Source organism: Alsobacter sp. R-9, from assembly GCF_054612375.1.
Map to the genome: position 1 here is coordinate 285,610 of NZ_JBTSWJ010000001.1, position 16,740 is coordinate 302,349.

Annotated in this window: 15 protein-coding genes; 10 read left to right on the plus strand and 5 right to left on the minus strand. The window is 68.9% G+C overall.

Translation table 11 applies throughout. The annotated features are described in order from the left end of the window. Positions 1–190: 190 nt before the first annotated feature. A complete protein-coding gene (locus ACX9GQ_RS01390) occupies positions 191–1,747 on the minus strand; it encodes an ABC transporter substrate-binding protein (RefSeq protein WP_459627735.1) in 1,557 nt (518 codons plus the stop codon). 310 nt (positions 1,748–2,057) lie between these two features. Between ACX9GQ_RS01390 and ACX9GQ_RS01395 the strand changes: the two genes are divergently transcribed. The 8 genes from ACX9GQ_RS01395 to ACX9GQ_RS01430 all read left to right on the plus strand — a co-directional run bounded on the left by ACX9GQ_RS01395 (position 2,058) and on the right by ACX9GQ_RS01430 (position 10,378). Continuing rightward, positions 2,058–3,287, plus strand: a complete 1,230-nt coding sequence (locus tag ACX9GQ_RS01395) for an ABC transporter substrate-binding protein (protein WP_459627736.1) — start codon at positions 2,058–2,060, stop codon at positions 3,285–3,287. An 89-nt stretch (positions 3,288–3,376) separates the two neighbouring features. After that, a complete protein-coding gene (locus tag ACX9GQ_RS01400) occupies positions 3,377–4,264 on the plus strand; it encodes a carbohydrate ABC transporter permease (protein WP_459627737.1) in 888 nt (295 codons plus the stop codon). Then, a complete protein-coding gene (locus tag ACX9GQ_RS01405) occupies positions 4,261–5,112 on the plus strand; it encodes a carbohydrate ABC transporter permease (RefSeq protein ID WP_459627738.1) in 852 nt (283 codons plus the stop codon). The genes ACX9GQ_RS01400 and ACX9GQ_RS01405 overlap by 4 nt, the downstream gene beginning before the upstream one ends. Before the next feature lie 5 nt (positions 5,113–5,117). Next, complete coding sequence (locus tag ACX9GQ_RS01410) at positions 5,118–7,100, plus strand: glycoside hydrolase family 127 protein (protein WP_459627739.1); 1,983 nt, start codon at positions 5,118–5,120, stop codon at positions 7,098–7,100. Positions 7,101–7,120: 20 nt separating this feature from the next. Further along, positions 7,121–7,840: a ThuA domain-containing protein gene (locus ACX9GQ_RS01415; protein ID WP_459627740.1), complete on the plus strand. Its 720-nt coding sequence runs from the start codon at positions 7,121–7,123 to the stop codon at positions 7,838–7,840. A 10-nt stretch (positions 7,841–7,850) separates the two neighbouring features. After that, positions 7,851–9,068, plus strand: a complete 1,218-nt coding sequence (locus ACX9GQ_RS01420; RefSeq protein ID WP_459627741.1) for a Tm-1-like ATP-binding domain-containing protein — start codon at positions 7,851–7,853, stop codon at positions 9,066–9,068. Positions 9,069–9,070: 2 nt separating this feature from the next. Then, positions 9,071–9,907, plus strand: coding sequence for a phosphoenolpyruvate hydrolase family protein (locus ACX9GQ_RS01425; protein ID WP_459627742.1), 837 nt, complete (start codon positions 9,071–9,073; stop codon positions 9,905–9,907). Positions 9,908–9,934: 27 nt separating this feature from the next. Then, positions 9,935–10,378, plus strand: coding sequence for an SRPBCC family protein (locus ACX9GQ_RS01430; protein ID WP_459627743.1), 444 nt, complete (start codon positions 9,935–9,937; stop codon positions 10,376–10,378). Here ACX9GQ_RS01430 and ACX9GQ_RS01435 read toward each other — a convergent pair. From ACX9GQ_RS01435 to ACX9GQ_RS01445, 3 genes are read right to left on the minus strand one after another with little or no spacing between them, the layout of a single operon-like run. Then, on the minus strand, positions 10,375–12,210 hold the full coding sequence (locus ACX9GQ_RS01435; RefSeq protein ID WP_459627744.1) for a phosphoenolpyruvate hydrolase family protein: 1,836 nt from the start codon (positions 12,208–12,210) through the stop codon (positions 10,375–10,377). The genes ACX9GQ_RS01430 and ACX9GQ_RS01435 overlap by 4 nt on opposite strands. Continuing rightward, the gene (locus tag ACX9GQ_RS01440) at positions 12,179–13,243 is read right to left on the minus strand and encodes a Gfo/Idh/MocA family protein (protein ID WP_459627745.1); all 1,065 of its coding nucleotides are present in this window, start codon (positions 13,241–13,243) and stop codon (positions 12,179–12,181) included. The genes ACX9GQ_RS01435 and ACX9GQ_RS01440 overlap by 32 nt, the downstream gene beginning before the upstream one ends. Positions 13,244–13,246: 3 nt before the next feature. After that, the gene (locus tag ACX9GQ_RS01445) at positions 13,247–13,882 is read right to left on the minus strand and encodes a cupin domain-containing protein (RefSeq protein WP_459627746.1); all 636 of its coding nucleotides are present in this window, start codon (positions 13,880–13,882) and stop codon (positions 13,247–13,249) included. Positions 13,883–14,220: 338 nt separating this feature from the next. On the opposite strand from ACX9GQ_RS01445, the gene ACX9GQ_RS01450 reads away from it, so the two are divergent. Further along, complete coding sequence (locus ACX9GQ_RS01450; RefSeq protein WP_459627747.1) at positions 14,221–14,748, plus strand: phosphoenolpyruvate hydrolase family protein; 528 nt, start codon at positions 14,221–14,223, stop codon at positions 14,746–14,748. A gap of 38 nt (positions 14,749–14,786) precedes the next feature. Here ACX9GQ_RS01450 and ACX9GQ_RS01455 read toward each other — a convergent pair whose 3' ends face one another. Further along, positions 14,787–15,377, minus strand: a complete 591-nt coding sequence (locus ACX9GQ_RS01455; protein ID WP_459627748.1) for a hypothetical protein — start codon at positions 15,375–15,377, stop codon at positions 14,787–14,789. Positions 15,378–15,464: 87 nt separating this feature from the next. Here ACX9GQ_RS01455 and ACX9GQ_RS01460 point away from each other — a divergent pair, with 87 nt between their 5' ends. Continuing rightward, positions 15,465–16,418: an NUDIX hydrolase gene (locus ACX9GQ_RS01460; RefSeq protein WP_459627749.1), complete on the plus strand. Its 954-nt coding sequence runs from the start codon at positions 15,465–15,467 to the stop codon at positions 16,416–16,418. The last annotated feature ends 322 nt before the right edge of the window (positions 16,419–16,740 follow it).

Here is a 16,740-nt window from a genome sequence, read left to right on the forward strand (position 1 = left end):
CGCGCGTCCCCCCGCCCCTGTGCGGACCCCCACCCCCGGCCCTGCCCTGCGAGGGGGAGGGGGGTCTCCCGACCCCGGCGCACACCGCGGTCGCGACTGGTTCACCAGCATTCATGTCTTCGCCGCGCCTTCCCCTTGCGGGCTGGGGAAGGTCTTGACGGGCGACGGTCCCCGGCCTCACGGCTCTCCGTCACTTCGCGACGGATGCGTTCCAGAAGTAGGGCCAGGGTGCCGGATCGACGCCCGTCACCTTGGGCGACTGTGCCGAGAGCGCGTTGAAGTCGCCGATCTTGATGGCCGGCACCTCGGCGTAGATCACCTTCTGGACCTCGCCCCACAGGGCCGGGCGCTTCGAGGCGTCGGGCTCCGAATTGAAGGCGTCGACCGCCTTCTTGCGGGCCGGGGACGACCACCAGCCCGGCGAGGCCTCCGACAGGATGCCGGTCAGTGCCGGCTCCGGCAGGAACGGGCTGTGGGTGATGTAGATGTCCCACAGGGCCGGGTCGGTGCGCCGCTGCGTCAGCGTCGCCCAGTCGACGACCATCAGTTCGACGGCAAAGCCGGCCTGCTTCAGGTACTCGGCCGCGACCTGCGCCATCTTGTAGTGGAACTCGTACTGGCGGCTGGTCAGGATGCGCAGCGGCTTGCCCTCGGAGCCCGCCTTCTTCAGCAACGCCTTGGCCTTCTCCGGGTCGCCGATGTTGTAGGCACCTTCAGTGCCTGCGTCGGTGTTCCAGACGTAGCCCTTCGGGAAGTAGGCGGCATTGAGCGCGAAGAAGTCCTTCGAGCCGAAGGCGGCCGTCAGCATGTCCTCCTCGTTGAGGGCCGTGCGCACCGCGAGACGGGCGTCGAGCGAGGACATGATGCCCTGCTTGGTGTTCATCACGAACACCGGCCAGCCGAAGGGCTTCAGCAGCACGGGCTGCGTCGCCTTCTGGTTCTGCAGGCGCGGGAAGGCCTCGACCGGGAGCGCGTCGACATAGTCGTACTGTCCCGAGATCGCGCCCTCGACGCGGGTATTGGGATCAGGCACCGGCACGAAACGGATCTCGTCGAGGAGCTGCTTGCGGGCGCCGCCGTAACCGTCGGGCTCGCCGGCGCGCGACTTGTAGCCGTCGTGGCGCACCAGCTGGATGTACTGGTCGGGCTTCCGCTCCTTGAGCTTGTAGGGACCCGTGCCGACCGGCTCCTTCAGCGGGTTTTCCATCTTGCCCGCCGGCATGATGACCGCCGCGGCATTGTTGAAGGCGAGCAGCGCGAGAAGCGGAGCGTAGGGCTCCTTCAGCGTGATGCGCACCGTCGACGGATCGACCGCCTCGACACCGGCGATGAACCCGGCGGCCTGCTTGCCGCGGGAGGCGAGCTCCATCCACCGCTTCAGGGAGGCCACGACATCGGCCGACGACATCGTCGAGCCATCGTGGAACGTCACGCCCTGGCGCAACTTGATCGTGTAGACCTTTCCGTCGGCCGATACCTCCGGCATAGTCTCTGCAAGGAGCGGCGTCACCTTCCAGTTCTTGTCGAAGGTGAACAGCGTCTCGAAGAAGTGCTGGGTGATGATGCCGACCAGGTCGGCCGTCGAGACCATCGGGTCGAGGGTCGGCGGCTCGCCCACGGTGGCCACGTTGATGACCCCGCCCTTGCCCTGGGCCCAGGCGGCGGAGGGGAGCGTGGCGGCCCCTGCCAGGGCGACCGTCCCCGCGAGAAACACGCGGCGAGCGACTTCGAAGCGACCGATGGTCAAATGATCCTCCCCATTCCGTTATAACGGAACATGCCATCTTATTGCGGCATGGTGAACCGACTGCGGCCGACGCGTCAATGGGCGCAGGCGTCTAGACGCCCTCGGTCGCGTGCGAAGCCTTCCCTTAGCGCACACCCACGCGTCCTGGCCGCGCCACTGACAAGGCGACGGTCCGGCCGAAGGTGGGCTGTCCCGTGAGGCTACCCACTTTTACCCAGTCTCATCGCGGCTTCCGTTTGTGGCCGCGCGGCGGCTGTTCCAGCCTGTCCACGGGGGTCGACCGCAACAGATCCCGCACAGGAGGAACGCCATGATCAGGCAGCTCGCGCTGGCTCTCGCGGGGACGGTGTGTCTCTCGTTCGCGCAGGCCAACGCCCAGACCAAGACGGTGACGCTCTGGCACCCGTTCACGCTCGAGACCGACATGATCTACGGGGGGATCAAGTCGTTCAACGAGTCCCAGAGCGAATACAAGATCGACGCGCGCATCGTGCCCGGCCCCCAGATCGCCACCGAGCTCATCAAGGCGATCGCGACCGGCTCCGTGCCGGATCTCGTCACCCTCGACAACCCGGTCGTGGCGAGCTTCTCGGCGCAGGGCACGCTCACCGACCTGACCGACCTTGTCGGCAAGTCGACCTTCATCAAGCCGAACGTCTACTTCGAGGGGCCGTGGGCCTCCGGCCTCTGGAAGGGCCGCATCTTCGCCGTGCCCCGCGACGCCAACACGCTGGCGCTCTGCTACAACGCCGACATGTTCCGCGCGAAGGGTCTCGACCCCGCGAACCCGCCGAAGACTTGGTCAGAACTGTCCGCCGCCGCCGAGAAGCTCCGCGACCCGGCCAAGAACGTCTACGGGTTCGGCTTCAGCGCGGTGCAGGGCGAGGAAGGCGTCTTCCAGTGGCTGCCCTTCCTGCACCAGGCCGGCGGCTCGGTGAGCAAGCTCAACACGCCGGAGGCCGCCGAGGCACTCAAGCTGTGGGCCGACATGGTCAAGAACGGCGTCGCCTCGAAGGACGTCATCAACCAGCGGCAGTACGAGGTGACCAACACCTTCATGGCGGGCAACAACGCCATGGTCCTCTGCGGCCCGTGGGAACTTCCGCGCCTGCAGACGGACGCGAAGTTCGACTGGAAGCTGGCGCTGCTCCCGGTGAAGGACGGCAAGAACATCAAGGCCTCCGCGCTCGGCGGCTATGACTGGGTCGTGCCGAAGGGCGCGAAGTCGGTCGAAGGCGCCTTCAAGTTCATCGAGTTCATGTCGAACCCGAAGATCCTGAACGAGGGCTGGGCGACGGGCCGCCTCGCGCCGCGCAACGACGTCACCGTGCAGAACCCGCTCTGGCCGCAGGCCTACTCGATCTACCGCGAGCAGTTGCAGAGCGCGCGGGCCCGCGGTCCGCATCCGCAGTGGCCTGACATCTCGAAGGCCATCCAGACGGCGATGCAGGAAGCGCTCACCGGCGCCAAGCCTGCCGACGCGGCCCTCGCCGAGGCGGCGAAGAAGATCGAGCCGATCCTCGCCAAAACGCCGCTCTGACGCGCGGCCGGTCCCGTCCCTCGACGGCCCAGTGACCCAAGGCGGCGGCCTCACGGCCGCCGTCCCTCCCGCCGGCTCTCCGGAGACCCATGATGCTCGCAAGGCGCACCGCCCTGCTCCACGTGTTCCTGGCGATCCCCGTCGCGTACCTGCTCGCGTTCGTGGGGTTCCCCATCGTCTACAACGTGGTGATGAGCGTGCAGGAGGTGACCCTCGGCAACATCGCCGAGTTGATCCGTCCCTTCGTCGGTCTCGACAACTACCGCGAGGTGATCGCCGACAGCTCCTTCCAGAAGGTCTTCGTCAACTCGCTCGTCTTCGTCGGCGTCAACGTCATCGCCCAGGTGGGCATCGGTCTGGCGCTGGCGCTCTTCTTCGCACAGAGCTTTCCAGGCGCCGGCTTCATGCGCGGCCTGCTGCTCGCCTCGTGGATGCTTCCCGCGCTCGTCGTCGGGGCGTTGTGGAAGTGGATGTTCGCGACCGAATACGGGGTCGTGAACTTCGTTCTTCGCGCGCTCGGCATCGTCGGGTCGCCGGTCCACTGGCTCTCCGATCCTTCGGTGGCGCTCGCCTCCGTCACCATCGCCAACGTCTGGTTCGGCATGCCCTTCAGCATGATCCTCGTCGCCGCGGCGCTCACCAGCGTGCCGCTCGAGCAGTACGAGGCGGCGGCCCTCGACGGGGCAGGGCCAGGCGCCCGGTTCCGCTACATCACGCTGCCGGCGATCCGTCCGGCGCTGCTCGCCATCGCCTGCCTCGTGACGATCTACACGATGCGGGCCTTCGACCTGATCTTCGCCATGACGCAGGGCGGGCCGCTGGACGCGTCCAACGTGCTGCCGCTGCTGAGCTACCAGTTCTCGTTCCAGCAGTTCAAGTTCGGCATCGGCTCGGCGGTGGGCACCTTCGCCTTCGTCATCGTCTTCGGCGTCGCGCTGCTCTACGTGCGCACGCTCAACAAGGAGGCGGGTGAATGAAGCCGTACCGCTTCCGCAGGCTCGGAGCCCTTCCGCTCGGCGGCGTGCCGCATGCGATCGGGGCCGCGCTGTTCGTGTGCGTCTACCTGTTCCCGATCTACTGGATGTTCATCTCGGGGCTGAAGTCGACGGCCGAGATCTTCGCCAACCCGCCGACCTTCGTGCCCCGTGCGCCGACGCTGGCGGCCTTCGAGTACGTGTTCCTGCGCGAGAACGTCCTGCGCTACCTGCGCAACAGCCTGACCATCGCCATCCCGGTGACGATGCTCACCCTGCTGCTCGGGGCGATGGGCGCCTATGCGATGAGCCGGCTGCGGGGCCGCCTTGTCGATGTCGCGCTCGTCACCGTCCTGCTGCTCCAGGTGTTCCCGGAGGCGCTGCTGGCGACGCCGATGTTCATCATCTTCAAGTCGCTGGACCTGCTGAACACCTTCCCGGCCGTCATCCTCGCCACGGCTTCGAAGACGCTTTCCTTCGCCCTCGTCATCCTGCGGCCGATGTTCCGGCAGGTGCCGTACGAGCTGGAGGAGGCGTCCTTCGTCGACGGCTGCACGCCGCTCCAGACGTTCTGGAAGATTGTGCTGCCGATCATGCGCGTCCCGCTGATCGTCGTCGGCACGCTCAGCTTCGTGCAGGCCTATGGGCAGTTCGTCTATGCCATGACGCTGATGAGCCAGCAGGAACTGCAGCCGGCCACGGTCGGGATCTACAGCTTCGTCGGCGCCGAATACGCCGACTGGCACCGCGTCATGGCCTTTTCCTCGATCTTCGTGCTGCCGATCCTCGTCCTCTTCCTCTTCCTGCAGCGGCGCATCGTCGCCGGCCTCACGGCTGGAGCCCTGAAGTGACCCCCATGACCGCCTCCGCGCCGAGCGCGTCGTCGCCTGCCTCCGCCCGCTTCACCTGCGGCTGCCTCCGGCCTCCGGGCGTCGCCTCGGTGCGCATCGGCGGGTTCTGGGCCGAGCGGATCGAGGCGACGCGCACGCGCACCCTGCCGATCCTCTACCGGCGCTGCGAGGAGGCGGGGATGTTCGACCAGATCGACCCTCGCCGCCCGGTGCCGGAGCAGCGCATCCCGTTCAGCACTGCCTTCGGAGGCAGCACGGTGCGGCCCGTGGGCGGCAACGTCACGGCCCAGATGTACTGGGACTCGGACGTCGCCAAGGTCATCGAGGCGGCGGCCGCCTGTCTCGCCGGCGGCCGCGACGCCGGCATCGAAGCCATGGTCGACCGGATCGTCGACATGTACGCCGACCTGCAGGCGGAAGACGGCTACCTCAACAGCTGGTTCATCCGCATGCAGCCGGGCAAGCGCTGGCTGAACCTGCGCGACTGCCACGAGATGTACTGCGCGGGCCACCTCATCGAGGCGGCCGTCGCCTACTTCCAGGCGACGGGCAAGCGCAAGTTCCTCGACGTGATGTGCCGCTACGCCGATCACATCTGCGCCCGCTTCGGCAAGGGACCCGGCCAGCGTCCCGGCTACTGCGGCCATGAGGAGATCGAGCTCGCGCTCGTCAAGCTCGCCCGGGTCACGGGCGAGGCGCGCTATCTCGAGCAGGCCCGCTACTTCATCGACGAGCGCGGGCAGACGCCGCGCTTCTTCGAGGTGGAGGCACAGGAGCGCAACGAGCCGCCGGAGGCCTTCGCGCACCGCACGCCGGACTACAACCAGTCGCACATCCCGGTGCGCGAGCAGACCAAGGTCGTCGGCCACGCCGTGCGGGCGATGTACCTCTACTCCGCGATGGCCGACCTCGTGACGGAGTACGGCGACGAGAGCCTGCGCCGCACGCTGGAGACGCTCTGGGACGACCTCACCACCAAGCGTCTGTACGTGACGGGCGGACTCGGGCCCTCGCTCCACAACGAGGGGTTCACGGGCGACTACGACCTGCCCAACGAGACCGCCTACGCCGAGACCTGCGCCGCCGTCGGCCTCGTCTTCTGGGCGAGCCGGATGCTGGGCGTGACGCCTGACGGCCGCTATGCCGACGCGATGGAGCAGGCGCTGTTCAACGGCGCGCTGTCCGGCATGTCGCTCGACGGCACGCGCTTCTTCTACGAGAACCCGCTGGAAAGCCAGGGCAGGCACCACCGCTGGGAGTGGCACCGCTGCCCCTGCTGCCCGCCCAACCTCGCCCGGCTCGTCGCCTCCGTCGGCTCTCTGCATTACGGCGCGGGGGACGACGCCCTCGCGGTGCACCTCTATGGGCGCGGGGAGGCCGACCTTTCCGTCGGCGGACGTCCCGTGCGCGTAGTGCAGGACACGGACTATCCATGGGGCGGCGCGGTCCGCCTGACGCTCGGGCTCGACGCGCCGGCGCGCTTCAAGCTCCTGCTGCGCATTCCCGGCTGGTGCGAGGGAGCGACGTTGCGCGTGAACGGGGAGGCCATCGATCTCCAGCCCGTCCTGCACCGCGGCTACGCGTGGATCGAGCGCGAGTGGCGGGAGGGCGACCGGCTCGACCTCGACCTGCCCATGGTGGTGCGGCGCGTCAGCGCCCATCCCGACGTCCGGGCGGATGCGGGGCGCGTCGCGCTCAGGCGCGGGCCGGTGATCTTCTGCGCCGAGGGCACGGACAACGCGGTGCCGCTCAACCGGCTCATGCTGCCGCGTGGGGCATCGTTCACCGCGGAGTGGCGCGCCGACACGCTCGGGGGCGTCGTCGTGCTGCAGGCCGACGCGCAGGCCGACTCGGCGGCGGGCTGGGAAGGCCGCCTCTACCGGCACGAGCCGCCGCGGCGCGAGCCGGCGGCGCTCACCGCCATTCCCTACTTCGCATGGGACAACCGCGCGCCGGGCGAGATGCTCGTCTGGCTGCGCGAAGGCTGAAACGCAAGGGACACCACAGGATGCGCGTCACCGTCTGGAACGAGTATCGGCACGAGCGGCAGAACCCCGTCGTCACGGCGATCTATCCGCAGGGCATCCACGCGGCCATCGCCGCGGGGCTCCGGGCGAACGGGATCGGCGACGTGACCACCGTGACGCTGGACGACCCGCACCAGGGCCTGCCGCCGGAGCGCCTGCGCCAGACGGACGTCCTCGTCTGGTGGGGCCACCGCGCGCATGACGAGGTGAGCGACGAGCTCGCCGCGGCCGTCGCCGAGCAGGTCAACCTCGGCATGGGCCTCGTGGTTCTGCATTCCGGCCATTTCTCGAAGCCGTTCAAGCGCCTCACCGGCACGACCTGCACCGTGCGCTGGCGGGCCGACGGCGAGCTGGAGCGCCTGTGGGTGGTCGATCCCGCCCATCCCGTCGCGCAAGGCATCCCGGCGCACTTCGAGATCGAGAAGGAGGAGATGTACTGCGAGCCGTTCGAGGTGCCGCCGCCGGACGAACTCGTCTTCCTCAGCTGGTTCAAGGGCGGCGAGGTGTTCCGCAGCGGCTGCTGCTACCGGCGCGGGCGTGGGCGGATCTTCTACTTCCGCCCTGGCCACGAGACGTTCCCGACCTACCACCACCCCATCGTCAACCAGGTGATCGCCAATGGCGTGCGCTGGGCGATGCCCGTGAAGCGCGAGGAGGGACCGATGCTCAACGTGAAGGTCGCTCCGCTGGAGCCCATCTGAGGACCGCGCCATGCCGATGATCCTCGTCGCCGGGACCGCCGATACCAAGGGGGCGGAGCTCGCCTTCCTGAAGCGGATCCTCGTCGGCGAGGGTCTGCCGGCGGTGATCGTCGACCTCTCCACGACGCCGCATGGCGAGCCCGTCGACGTGCCGGCCGCTGCCGTCGCGGCGAGCCATCCCGGCGGCGAGGGCGCCGTGTTCACGGGAGACCGGGGGTCCGCCGTCGCGGCGATGGGCGTCGCCTTCGCCCGCTGGGTCGAAGGGCGACGCGACGAGATCGTGGGGGCGCTTGGCATCGGCGGATCGGGCGGCACGGCCATGGTGGCGCAGGGGCTTCGCGAGCTGCCCGTGGGCACTCCGAAGCTGATCGTCTCCACGGTCGCGTCGGGCCACGTCGCCCCCTATGTGGGGCCGAGCGACATCGCGATGATGTACTCGGTCACCGACCTCGCGGGCGTCAACCGAATCGCCCGGGTGGTGCTCGCCAACGCCGCAAACGCCGTCGCCGGCATGGCCCGTGCGCGCCTCGCCGGACGGGAACAGGTGCCGCCCGCGGACGACCGGCCCGCCATCGGGTTGACGATGTTCGGCGTCACCACGCCTTGCGTGCGGCAGGTGACGGAGGCGCTGCAGGACCGCTTCGACTGCCTCGTCTTCCATGCCACCGGCACCGGCGGGCAGTCGATGGAGAAGCTCGCTGATTCCGGGCTCCTCTCCGCCGTGCTCGATCTGACGACGACGGAGGTCTGCGACCACCTGATGGGCGGCGTCATGCCCTGCACGGAGGACCGCTTCGGCGCCATCGCCCGGTCGCAAGTGCCCTATGTCGGCTCCTGCGGCGCGCTCGACATGGTCAACTTCGGCGCACCGGAGACGGTGCCGGAGCGTTACCGCGACCGGCTGTTCTACCGCCACAACCCGCAGGTGACGCTGATGCGCACGACGCCGGACGAGAACCGGCGCATGGGCGCATGGATCGCCGAGCGACTCAACCGCTGCGAGGGGCCGGTGCGGTTCCTCGTTCCAGAGGGCGGCGTCTCGCTGCTCGACGTCCCCGGCCAGCCCTTCTACGACCCGCAGGCGGATGCAGCGCTGTTCTCGGCACTGGAGACGCACTTCGTGCCGGGCCCCCGCCGGCACCTCGTGCGGGTGCCCCACGCCATCAACGAACCCGGCTTCGCCGGGGCCGTCGTCCACCACCTCAACGCGGTTTTCGCGGAGGCCTGACCATGCATTTCGATCGTTCCGCCCTCGTCGCCCGCTTCCACCAGATGATCCGCGACGGCGTGCCCATCATAGGCGGAGGCGCCGGCACGGGTCTCTCGGCCAAGTGCGAGGAGGCCGGCGGGATCGACCTCATCGTCATCTACAATTCGGGTCGCTACCGCATGGCGGGCCGGGGCTCGCTCGCCGGGTTGCTGGCCTACGGCAACGCCAACCAGATCGTGCTCGACATGGCATCGGAGGTGCTGCCGGTCGTCAAGCGCACGCCGGTGCTCGCCGGCGTGAACGGGACCGACCCGTTCTGCCACTTCGACAGCTTCCTCGACCGGTTGAAGACGCTGGGCTTCGCGGGCATCCAGAACTTTCCGACGGTCGGTCTCATCGACGGCCTCTTTCGCGCCAACCTCGAGGAGACCGGCATGGGCTACGACCTCGAGGTCGACCTCGTGCGCCTCGCCCATGCGAAGGACATGCTGACCACGCCCTACGTCTTCACGCCCGAGGAGGCGCGCAAGATGGCGCTCGCGGGCGCCGACATCGTCGTCGCCCACATGGGCCTGACCCGGGGCGGGATCATCGGAGCGGAGACGTCCTTCTCGCTCGACGACTGCATCGAGCCGATCAATGCCATGGCCGCCGCGGCGCATGCGGTGCGCCCCGACGTCATCGTGCTGTGCCATGGCGGTCCCATCGCCGAGCCGGACGACGCGCGTTTCATCCTGTCGCGCTGCCCGCTCTGCCATGGCTTCTATGGCGCCAGCAGCATGGAGCGGCTGCCCTCCGAGGTGGCGCTGACGGCGCAGACGCGCAGCTTCAAGGCGATCCAGCGGGCTCACGCCTGAGACCCGCGACGCAACGGAGGAGACGACATGGCCAGGGTCTATGTGAGCGGCATCATCGACGCGCCGGTCGACGCGGTGTGGGCCTATGCCCGCGACTTCAACGGCCATGGCGAGTGGCATCCGCTCATCGCCGAAAGCCACATCGAGGACGGGCGGCCGAGCGACCAGGTGGGCTGCGTCCGCAACTTCAAGCTGTCGAACGGCGGCCACCTGCGCGAGCGTCTCCTGTCGTTCAGCGACCTCGAGCGGCGTTTCACCTACAACATCATCGTCTCGCCGATGCCGATCGAGAATTACGTCGCCACCTTCGGGGTGAAGCCGGTCACCGAGGGCAACCGCACCTTCGTGGAGTGGATGGCGGAGTTCGACGTCGGCCCGCAGGACGAGGCGCGCATCAAGCAGCAGGTCGGGCGCGACACGTTCGCCGCCGGCATCCTGGCGCTGGAGAAGGCAGTGAAGGCCCGCCTCTAGGACCTGAGGAGGCCCAACGCCTTCATCTTGTTGTAGAGAGTCTTGCGCGAGATGCCGAGGTAGTCGGCCGTGCGCCCCCGCCGGAAGCGGTTGTGCTTCAGGGCGTCGAGGATCCACGCCTTCTCGGAGACACCCGTGAGGGCGGTGTCCGGCCGGCGAGAGGCCTCGAGTTCCGGCAGATGCTCGACGCCGATGACGGCGCCGGGGCAGGCGACGTGGGCGCGTTCCAGGACGGCGTTGAGCTGGCGGACGTTGCCCGGCCAATCGTAGTCGCAGAGCAGGCGGAAGACGCTCGGCTCCAGCGCCTTGCGCTCCCCGCCACCCCGCTCCGCCGCGGAGGCGAGCGCCTCCTCGATGAGCGAGGGCAGGTCCTGCGCCCGCTGCCGCAGCGGCGGGACAGGGATGGTGAAACAGCCGATCCACTCGGCGAAACGCGGGTCGAGGTCCGCGTTGCCGGGATCGCGCAGCGGCCTGTCGGCGATGGCGATGACGCGGACGTCGAGCGCCAACGCTTCTTCTCCCCCGCGCCGCCAGTAGCGGCCGGAGTCCACCGCCGCGACGAGCATGCGCTGCGTCTCCAGCGGCAGCTTCTCCACGCGGTCGAGCACCAGCGTCGACCCGCGGGCGATCTCGAGCCAGCCGATGCGCGTGCGCGTGACCCCCGGCGCCGCGCCGGCCATGCAGCCGAAGAGGTCCAGCGCCAGCCGCTCGGCGGGGGCCCCGGCACAATCGACGGTCACCACGTCGCGCCCCCGTCGCGCGCTCAGCGTGTGCAGGGCGCGAGCGATTTCCCGGCGCCCCGAGCCCGGCTCACCCGCGATCAGGACCGGGTGCTCGGTGGAGGCCAGCCGGGCAAAGAGGGTACGGGCGTTCTCCACGGCCGGGGAATGCCCCCACAGGCTGTGCGGGAACGTGCGGCGATCCAGCCGCCGCGCCGAGGCCTGGCCCTGCTGCAGCGCGCCGATGGCCTTGAAGGTCGCGGTCACCGCCTCGATTGCGCTTTCGGAGGGCACGCGGTCGATGGTGGATCCGCCGACATAGCCGTCCACCTCGGCCACCATGCAGAGATCTTCGAGCTGTCGCGGACTGACGATGGGCCCGCCCTCGACCACGCAGAGCGTGCCAGGCGAGGCACTCCTCACGGCCTTGGCGACCGTGGCGGCGGTGAAGGCCGCCTCCTCGACCCTCAGGCTCGTCTCGACGCCGAGCACGCCGCCGGTGTTCCAGCCGAGGTCGATATTGACGATGTCGACGCCGCGCCTCGCCGCCGCGGCGGCCTCCTCGGCCGTATGGGTATAGGCGAGGGTGGCCATGCTCCGGCGTCCGGCACGCTCCAGCAGGTCCAGCTCGCGCGCGAAGCCGATGCCGCTCGCCTCGAGGAAGCCGCGGAAGGCGCCGTCGATGAGGACGGCGCTCGGGAAGTTGGCGACGCCGGAGAAGCCCGCCTCGCCGATGCGGTCGAGCAGCGCGTCTAGGTCCTCCCGCGGGTCGAAGCAGGACGCGCCGAAGAACACGGGAACCGACGCGCGCGGCAGGATCTCCGTGGTGGCGAAGCCGAGAACGAAGTCGTTGCTGGCGTGCATCGGCAGCATGGCGGCGATCGAGGGCTCGCCCATGTTGCGCATGCGGCCGGCGCTGAGCGCGATGAGGAAGTCGGCGCCGCCGCGGATGGCGGACTTCGCCGCGATGCCGGTGCCGATGGCCGCCCCCACGAGGAAGGACGGCCGGTTCGTCAGCCACGCCGGCCGCTGCCGGACCGGGCGGGAGCCGGCGGGAGCCCGGCCGCCGCCAGCCTTCGCCTCACTGGTGGGCGCGGATGTACTCCTGGACATCGACCGTGCGCCCCGAGCGCGCGCTCTCGATCCCGGCGAAGATGAGGGCGGCGGCGTGGAGGTTGGCGGCGACATTCGTCTCCATCTCCGGGCCCCCGTCGAGCCACTTGCAGAACTTCTCGATCAGCCACGTGTTCAGCCACTTGGGCTGCGTGATCAGCTGGATCTTCTGGCCCTGGCCTTCGCGGCAGCGCTGCCGCACGAGGTCGCTGCGGCTGAAGATCTCGATCTCGCGGTTGTTGAGGATGGCGGTTCCGAATTCGCAGTCAACCCGGACGTACTCCTTCGTCCAGTCGTTCAGGCCGACGGCGGCGCTCGACGAGCCCTCGTAGACGCCGCGCGCACCGTTGAGGAACGTCATCATCACGACGCCGTCGGTGTCGCCGGCGTACTTCGCCCAGTCCGGCTTCCACGTGGAGGCGGTGAGGGTGGCGCATTGTGCGCCGGCGAAGTCTGCCACGAGATCGAGGTGGTGCACCGCGCCCTCGATCATCAGCGGGTCCTGCATCGTGTGGCGGAAGAGTGCGCCCCACGCCATGTGCTCGCGCAGGTCGGCGGCGTAGCGGCAGCTCACAGAGTTTACCCGGCCGAGCTGGCCGGACCGGATGATCTGGCGCAGCGTCGTCTTGTCCTGGTCGAAGCGGTGGCTCATCGTCACCGCCATCTTGCGGCCCGCATCCTGCACCTTGCGGGCGATGCGGGCGGAGGCCTCCATCGTGTCGGCGATCGGCTTCTCGCAGAGGATGTCGACGCCGTGGCGGATGGCGACGTCGACGATGGCCTCGTGGAAGTTCGGCGGCACGACAATGGTGCAGAAGTCCGCCTTGTGGGCAGCGAAGGCCGCCTCCGGATCGGTGTAGCAGGCTGAGGCCGGCAGCTTCAGCGCGTTGCGGCCGAATTCCAGCGCCTGCGGGTTCACGTCGACGAGCGCGACCACCTCGATGGTGCGGTCGGCGATGTTGGTGGCCAGGAACTCCGTGCACCAGCGGCGCCCGAAGGTGCCGACGCCGACATGGATCACTTTCTTCGTCATGGGTCAGACTCGTTCCGGATGCGGGACCGCCGGGCCGTGGGTGTGGTTCCAGAGGTGCCCGACCCGCTTGAGGCCCTCCAGCGTCGTCTCGAAGAACACCGCCTTCACCGGCAAGGGCGCGTGCGGCATGTCGTGGTGGTGGCCCATGCCGATGCTCACGCAATCGCCCGGGCGCATGGCCATGTGATGGCTGCCCACGACCACCGTCGCCTCGCCCTCGAGGAGGATCCAGTACTCGTCGCAATCGTGGTAGTGGCTGTCGATGCGCGTCGTCTTGGGGTAGGGGACCGGGTCACCCTTGTCGGTGGGGTTCTCCTGGTCCTGCACGCGGAAGAGCCCGCAGCCGGCGATGTCCTCGCCCCAGCGGCCGCACAGCCGCACCGCCTGCGCGTCGGGCGTGCAGCCCTCGAGCGTCAAGGCCGTGCCCGGCAGGCGCTCGACGTCGACGAACTGTCCTTCCTTGAGCAGCGTCGAGCCGCCCTCGAAGCGGATGCGGCAGGTGCCGGCGGTGCCCATGACGCGCTCGCGCGGCGTCTCGCGGCGGCAGGCCTGCGCACCGCCCGCGCCGAGGTCGAGGATGTGGAACCGCTCCAGCTCGCACCAGCCCGGCGGCGCGTCCTCGCTGCGAAAGACCGGCACGCTCTCCTCCCTGTCGTTTCGTTCGTGCGACACGCTGCGCCGGCGGCCGCCACCGACAAACAAGCACGACTGGCGGCGCGGGGTAAGTTTGGGTAAAGCGGGGCAGGGCGGCTTCCAGCGGATGCCACCGCGTGCAGGTCGGCCGACAGCCCCGATGCCATGCCGGACGGCTGCGCTGGCTGCGACGGTGACGGTGGCAGGGTGGAACTCCGGCGACGGCCGGGAGGGAGCCGATAGGGAAGAGGGGCGGGGTGGTCGCCACGCGGCGCTCGCCGAGAAGCTTGGGATGGCGGGGCGACGGATCGCCACGCGGCGAGAGAGGAGGAGGACGGCGCGGCATGACGATCCCGACCCCCATGGTCTCGATCCATGCGAAGGTGCCGTCCGTCCGTGCGGTGCCGGCCGCGGGCCCCATCATCGTCTGCCCCTGCCTTGCGGGCTTTCCCGCCGCGACGGCGCTGCGCACCGCGATCCTGCCCGTACACGACGCCAATGCCTGGCTCGACGCCCCGAAGGCGCCGGCCATCCCGCCGGCGTTGCGCGAGCGCCTCTACTTCGGCGTTTTCGCCCTTGACCGGTTGCGCTCGCGCGAGCGCATCCTCACCCGCCTCGCCGCGCAGGGCATCCCCGGCGTCATCAACCTGCCGACGGTGGCCTGCTTCGACGGGCAGGCCGGCCTGACACTGGCCTCCCTCGGGTTCGGCACGGAGGAAGAACTCGAATTCCTCCTGGCCGCCCGCCAGGCCGGCCTGCGCGCCGGCTTCTGCACCCGCCCCGGCGACCACCCCCCGCCCCACGCCTTTGCGATGATTGACTTCGTCGCCTGGCAGGACGTCGCGACAGGGAGCGTGACGCTGGCGGGGTGAGCGGAGGTCATCCCCAGCGAACGGGCGCCGCTGCCGGGTCACGATGCTCTTAGACTCGTTCTTTCGATCGCGACGGCCAGTTCATCGTGCATCCTCCACAGCCAGTCGGGGGAATCGGGCCCTCCCGATCCCGGAATCGGCTGGGCGATCGCACAGGTCTTGAGTTCCTTTTTGGTGCCGTACGTAGGAAGTCTGATCTCCAGCCAGGCGGCCATCGCGCTGCCGAGGGTGCCGTAGTGGAGATTGGTATTCGTGTGGGACGCCCCCTGACCCCAGACTGCCTCGGACAGTCCACGCGACGTCAGCGATCGATCCGTTGCGTTTGCGTGGGCCAGCAGCATCTTGCGCTGAACCTCTGAGGTTTGGAGCGTCGAGAGCATTTCGACGAACTCGTCGATTGTACCAACTTCGCAATCCTCGCCACCCACCTTGATGCATCGACGAGCGGCCCTGCGGTCTGCGAGCATCTCATCGAGCCGTGCACCGGCCATGACGAAGGCCTCGTCGACCGTCCGGGCATCGATCCGGAAAATCATTCTACCGGAGCGCAACACCACTGCCGCTGCGCCAACTCCCTGCGTCCTGGCCTTGATGACATGCTGGCGATAGGACTTGATCTCGACGCTCATGTGTCCTGCCTGTGTTCCCGGTGTCGTTCATTGGATGCGCAAGGCTGCATGTCTTGCAAGCGACGACTTCCGGCCCGAGTCGTATCCATGACCGTTTTTGACATCCTTCTGGTGGATGCATGGCGTCGCCGGCCGCCCGAGACGGTCAACTGGTCGGACGAGAAGGAGAACGGCGACATGTGGCTCATCACGGACATCGGGTTCTTCAGCATCGTGCAGAAGCCGGGCGACGGGCCGAAGGGGCTGCTGACGGTCCGCGCGCGGGTGCGGTCGGACCTCGAGGCGCTCGTCGCAAAGCACCTTCCTGCCGTCGGTCCTATCGAGGAAAGCACGAACACCGACTACCGCTTCCGCGTGAAGGCGCGGCAGGCGGACGTGGCGGCGGCCATGGCGCGCCTCGCGGCGGCGATCGAGTACTCGAACTTCAAGGACCGCGTGGCTAAGACGCAAGGGCCGGCCCGTGCCGGTGTCTACCACGGCGTGTGGGACCTGCTGTACACGCTCCAATCCAAGGGCGCTGCGTCCGGCGGCCTGCCGTCTCGCGACCCCGAAAGGCCTGTCGCCAAGGCTCCTAGAGCCAAGGTCATCGGTTCGACCGGGCCAGGCGCGCAGACCGCCGCCGGCTCCGCCCTCAAGGCCGCCGCAGGTGGCGTCCTCGTCGACGGAGAGGGCTGCGTGCTCCTTCGCGAGCCCGCAGGCCACTACGACGGCTATGTCTGGACCTTCGCCAAGGGGAAGGTCGATCCGGGCGAGACGCCCGAACAGGCGGCGCTGCGCGAGGTGCGCGAGGAGACGGGCTACGACGCCGAGATCATCGCGCCCATCCCGGGCACGTTCGCCGGCGGCACCAGCCTCAACACCTACTACCTGATGCGCCCGGTCGGGCCCCAAGGCCCGTTCTGCAAGGAGACGCAGGCGACACGCTGGGTGACCTGGGACGACGCCAAGGCGCTCATCGCCTTGAGCACGAACGGGAAGGGACGGGCGCGGGATCTCGCCGTGCTGGAGGCGGCGCGGGCGGTGGCGGATGGAGGCAGATGAGCGGCGTGGTCAGCTTCCTCTGCCTGCCCGAGCCCGTCCCGATCCCAGCGCGATCCCGTACGAAGGATTGTGGACAGTGCAATTGTACCAGAGGTCGTCCGCCCGCTCGCAGACGCGGCCGGGCCGAAAGACCAGCATTCGCCCCTCGAGCCGGATCGGATGCCCGTCGAGCGACCGCAAGGCCCTCAGCACTGCCACGCGATGCCGCTTCTCGGGCGGGACGCCGTAGACGGCTTGGCAGAGTTCCGAAGTCGAGCGGACGGCATGAAGGTCCTGCGTGAAGATGGCGATGATCGCCCGCTGTACTGATCCGAGACCTCGC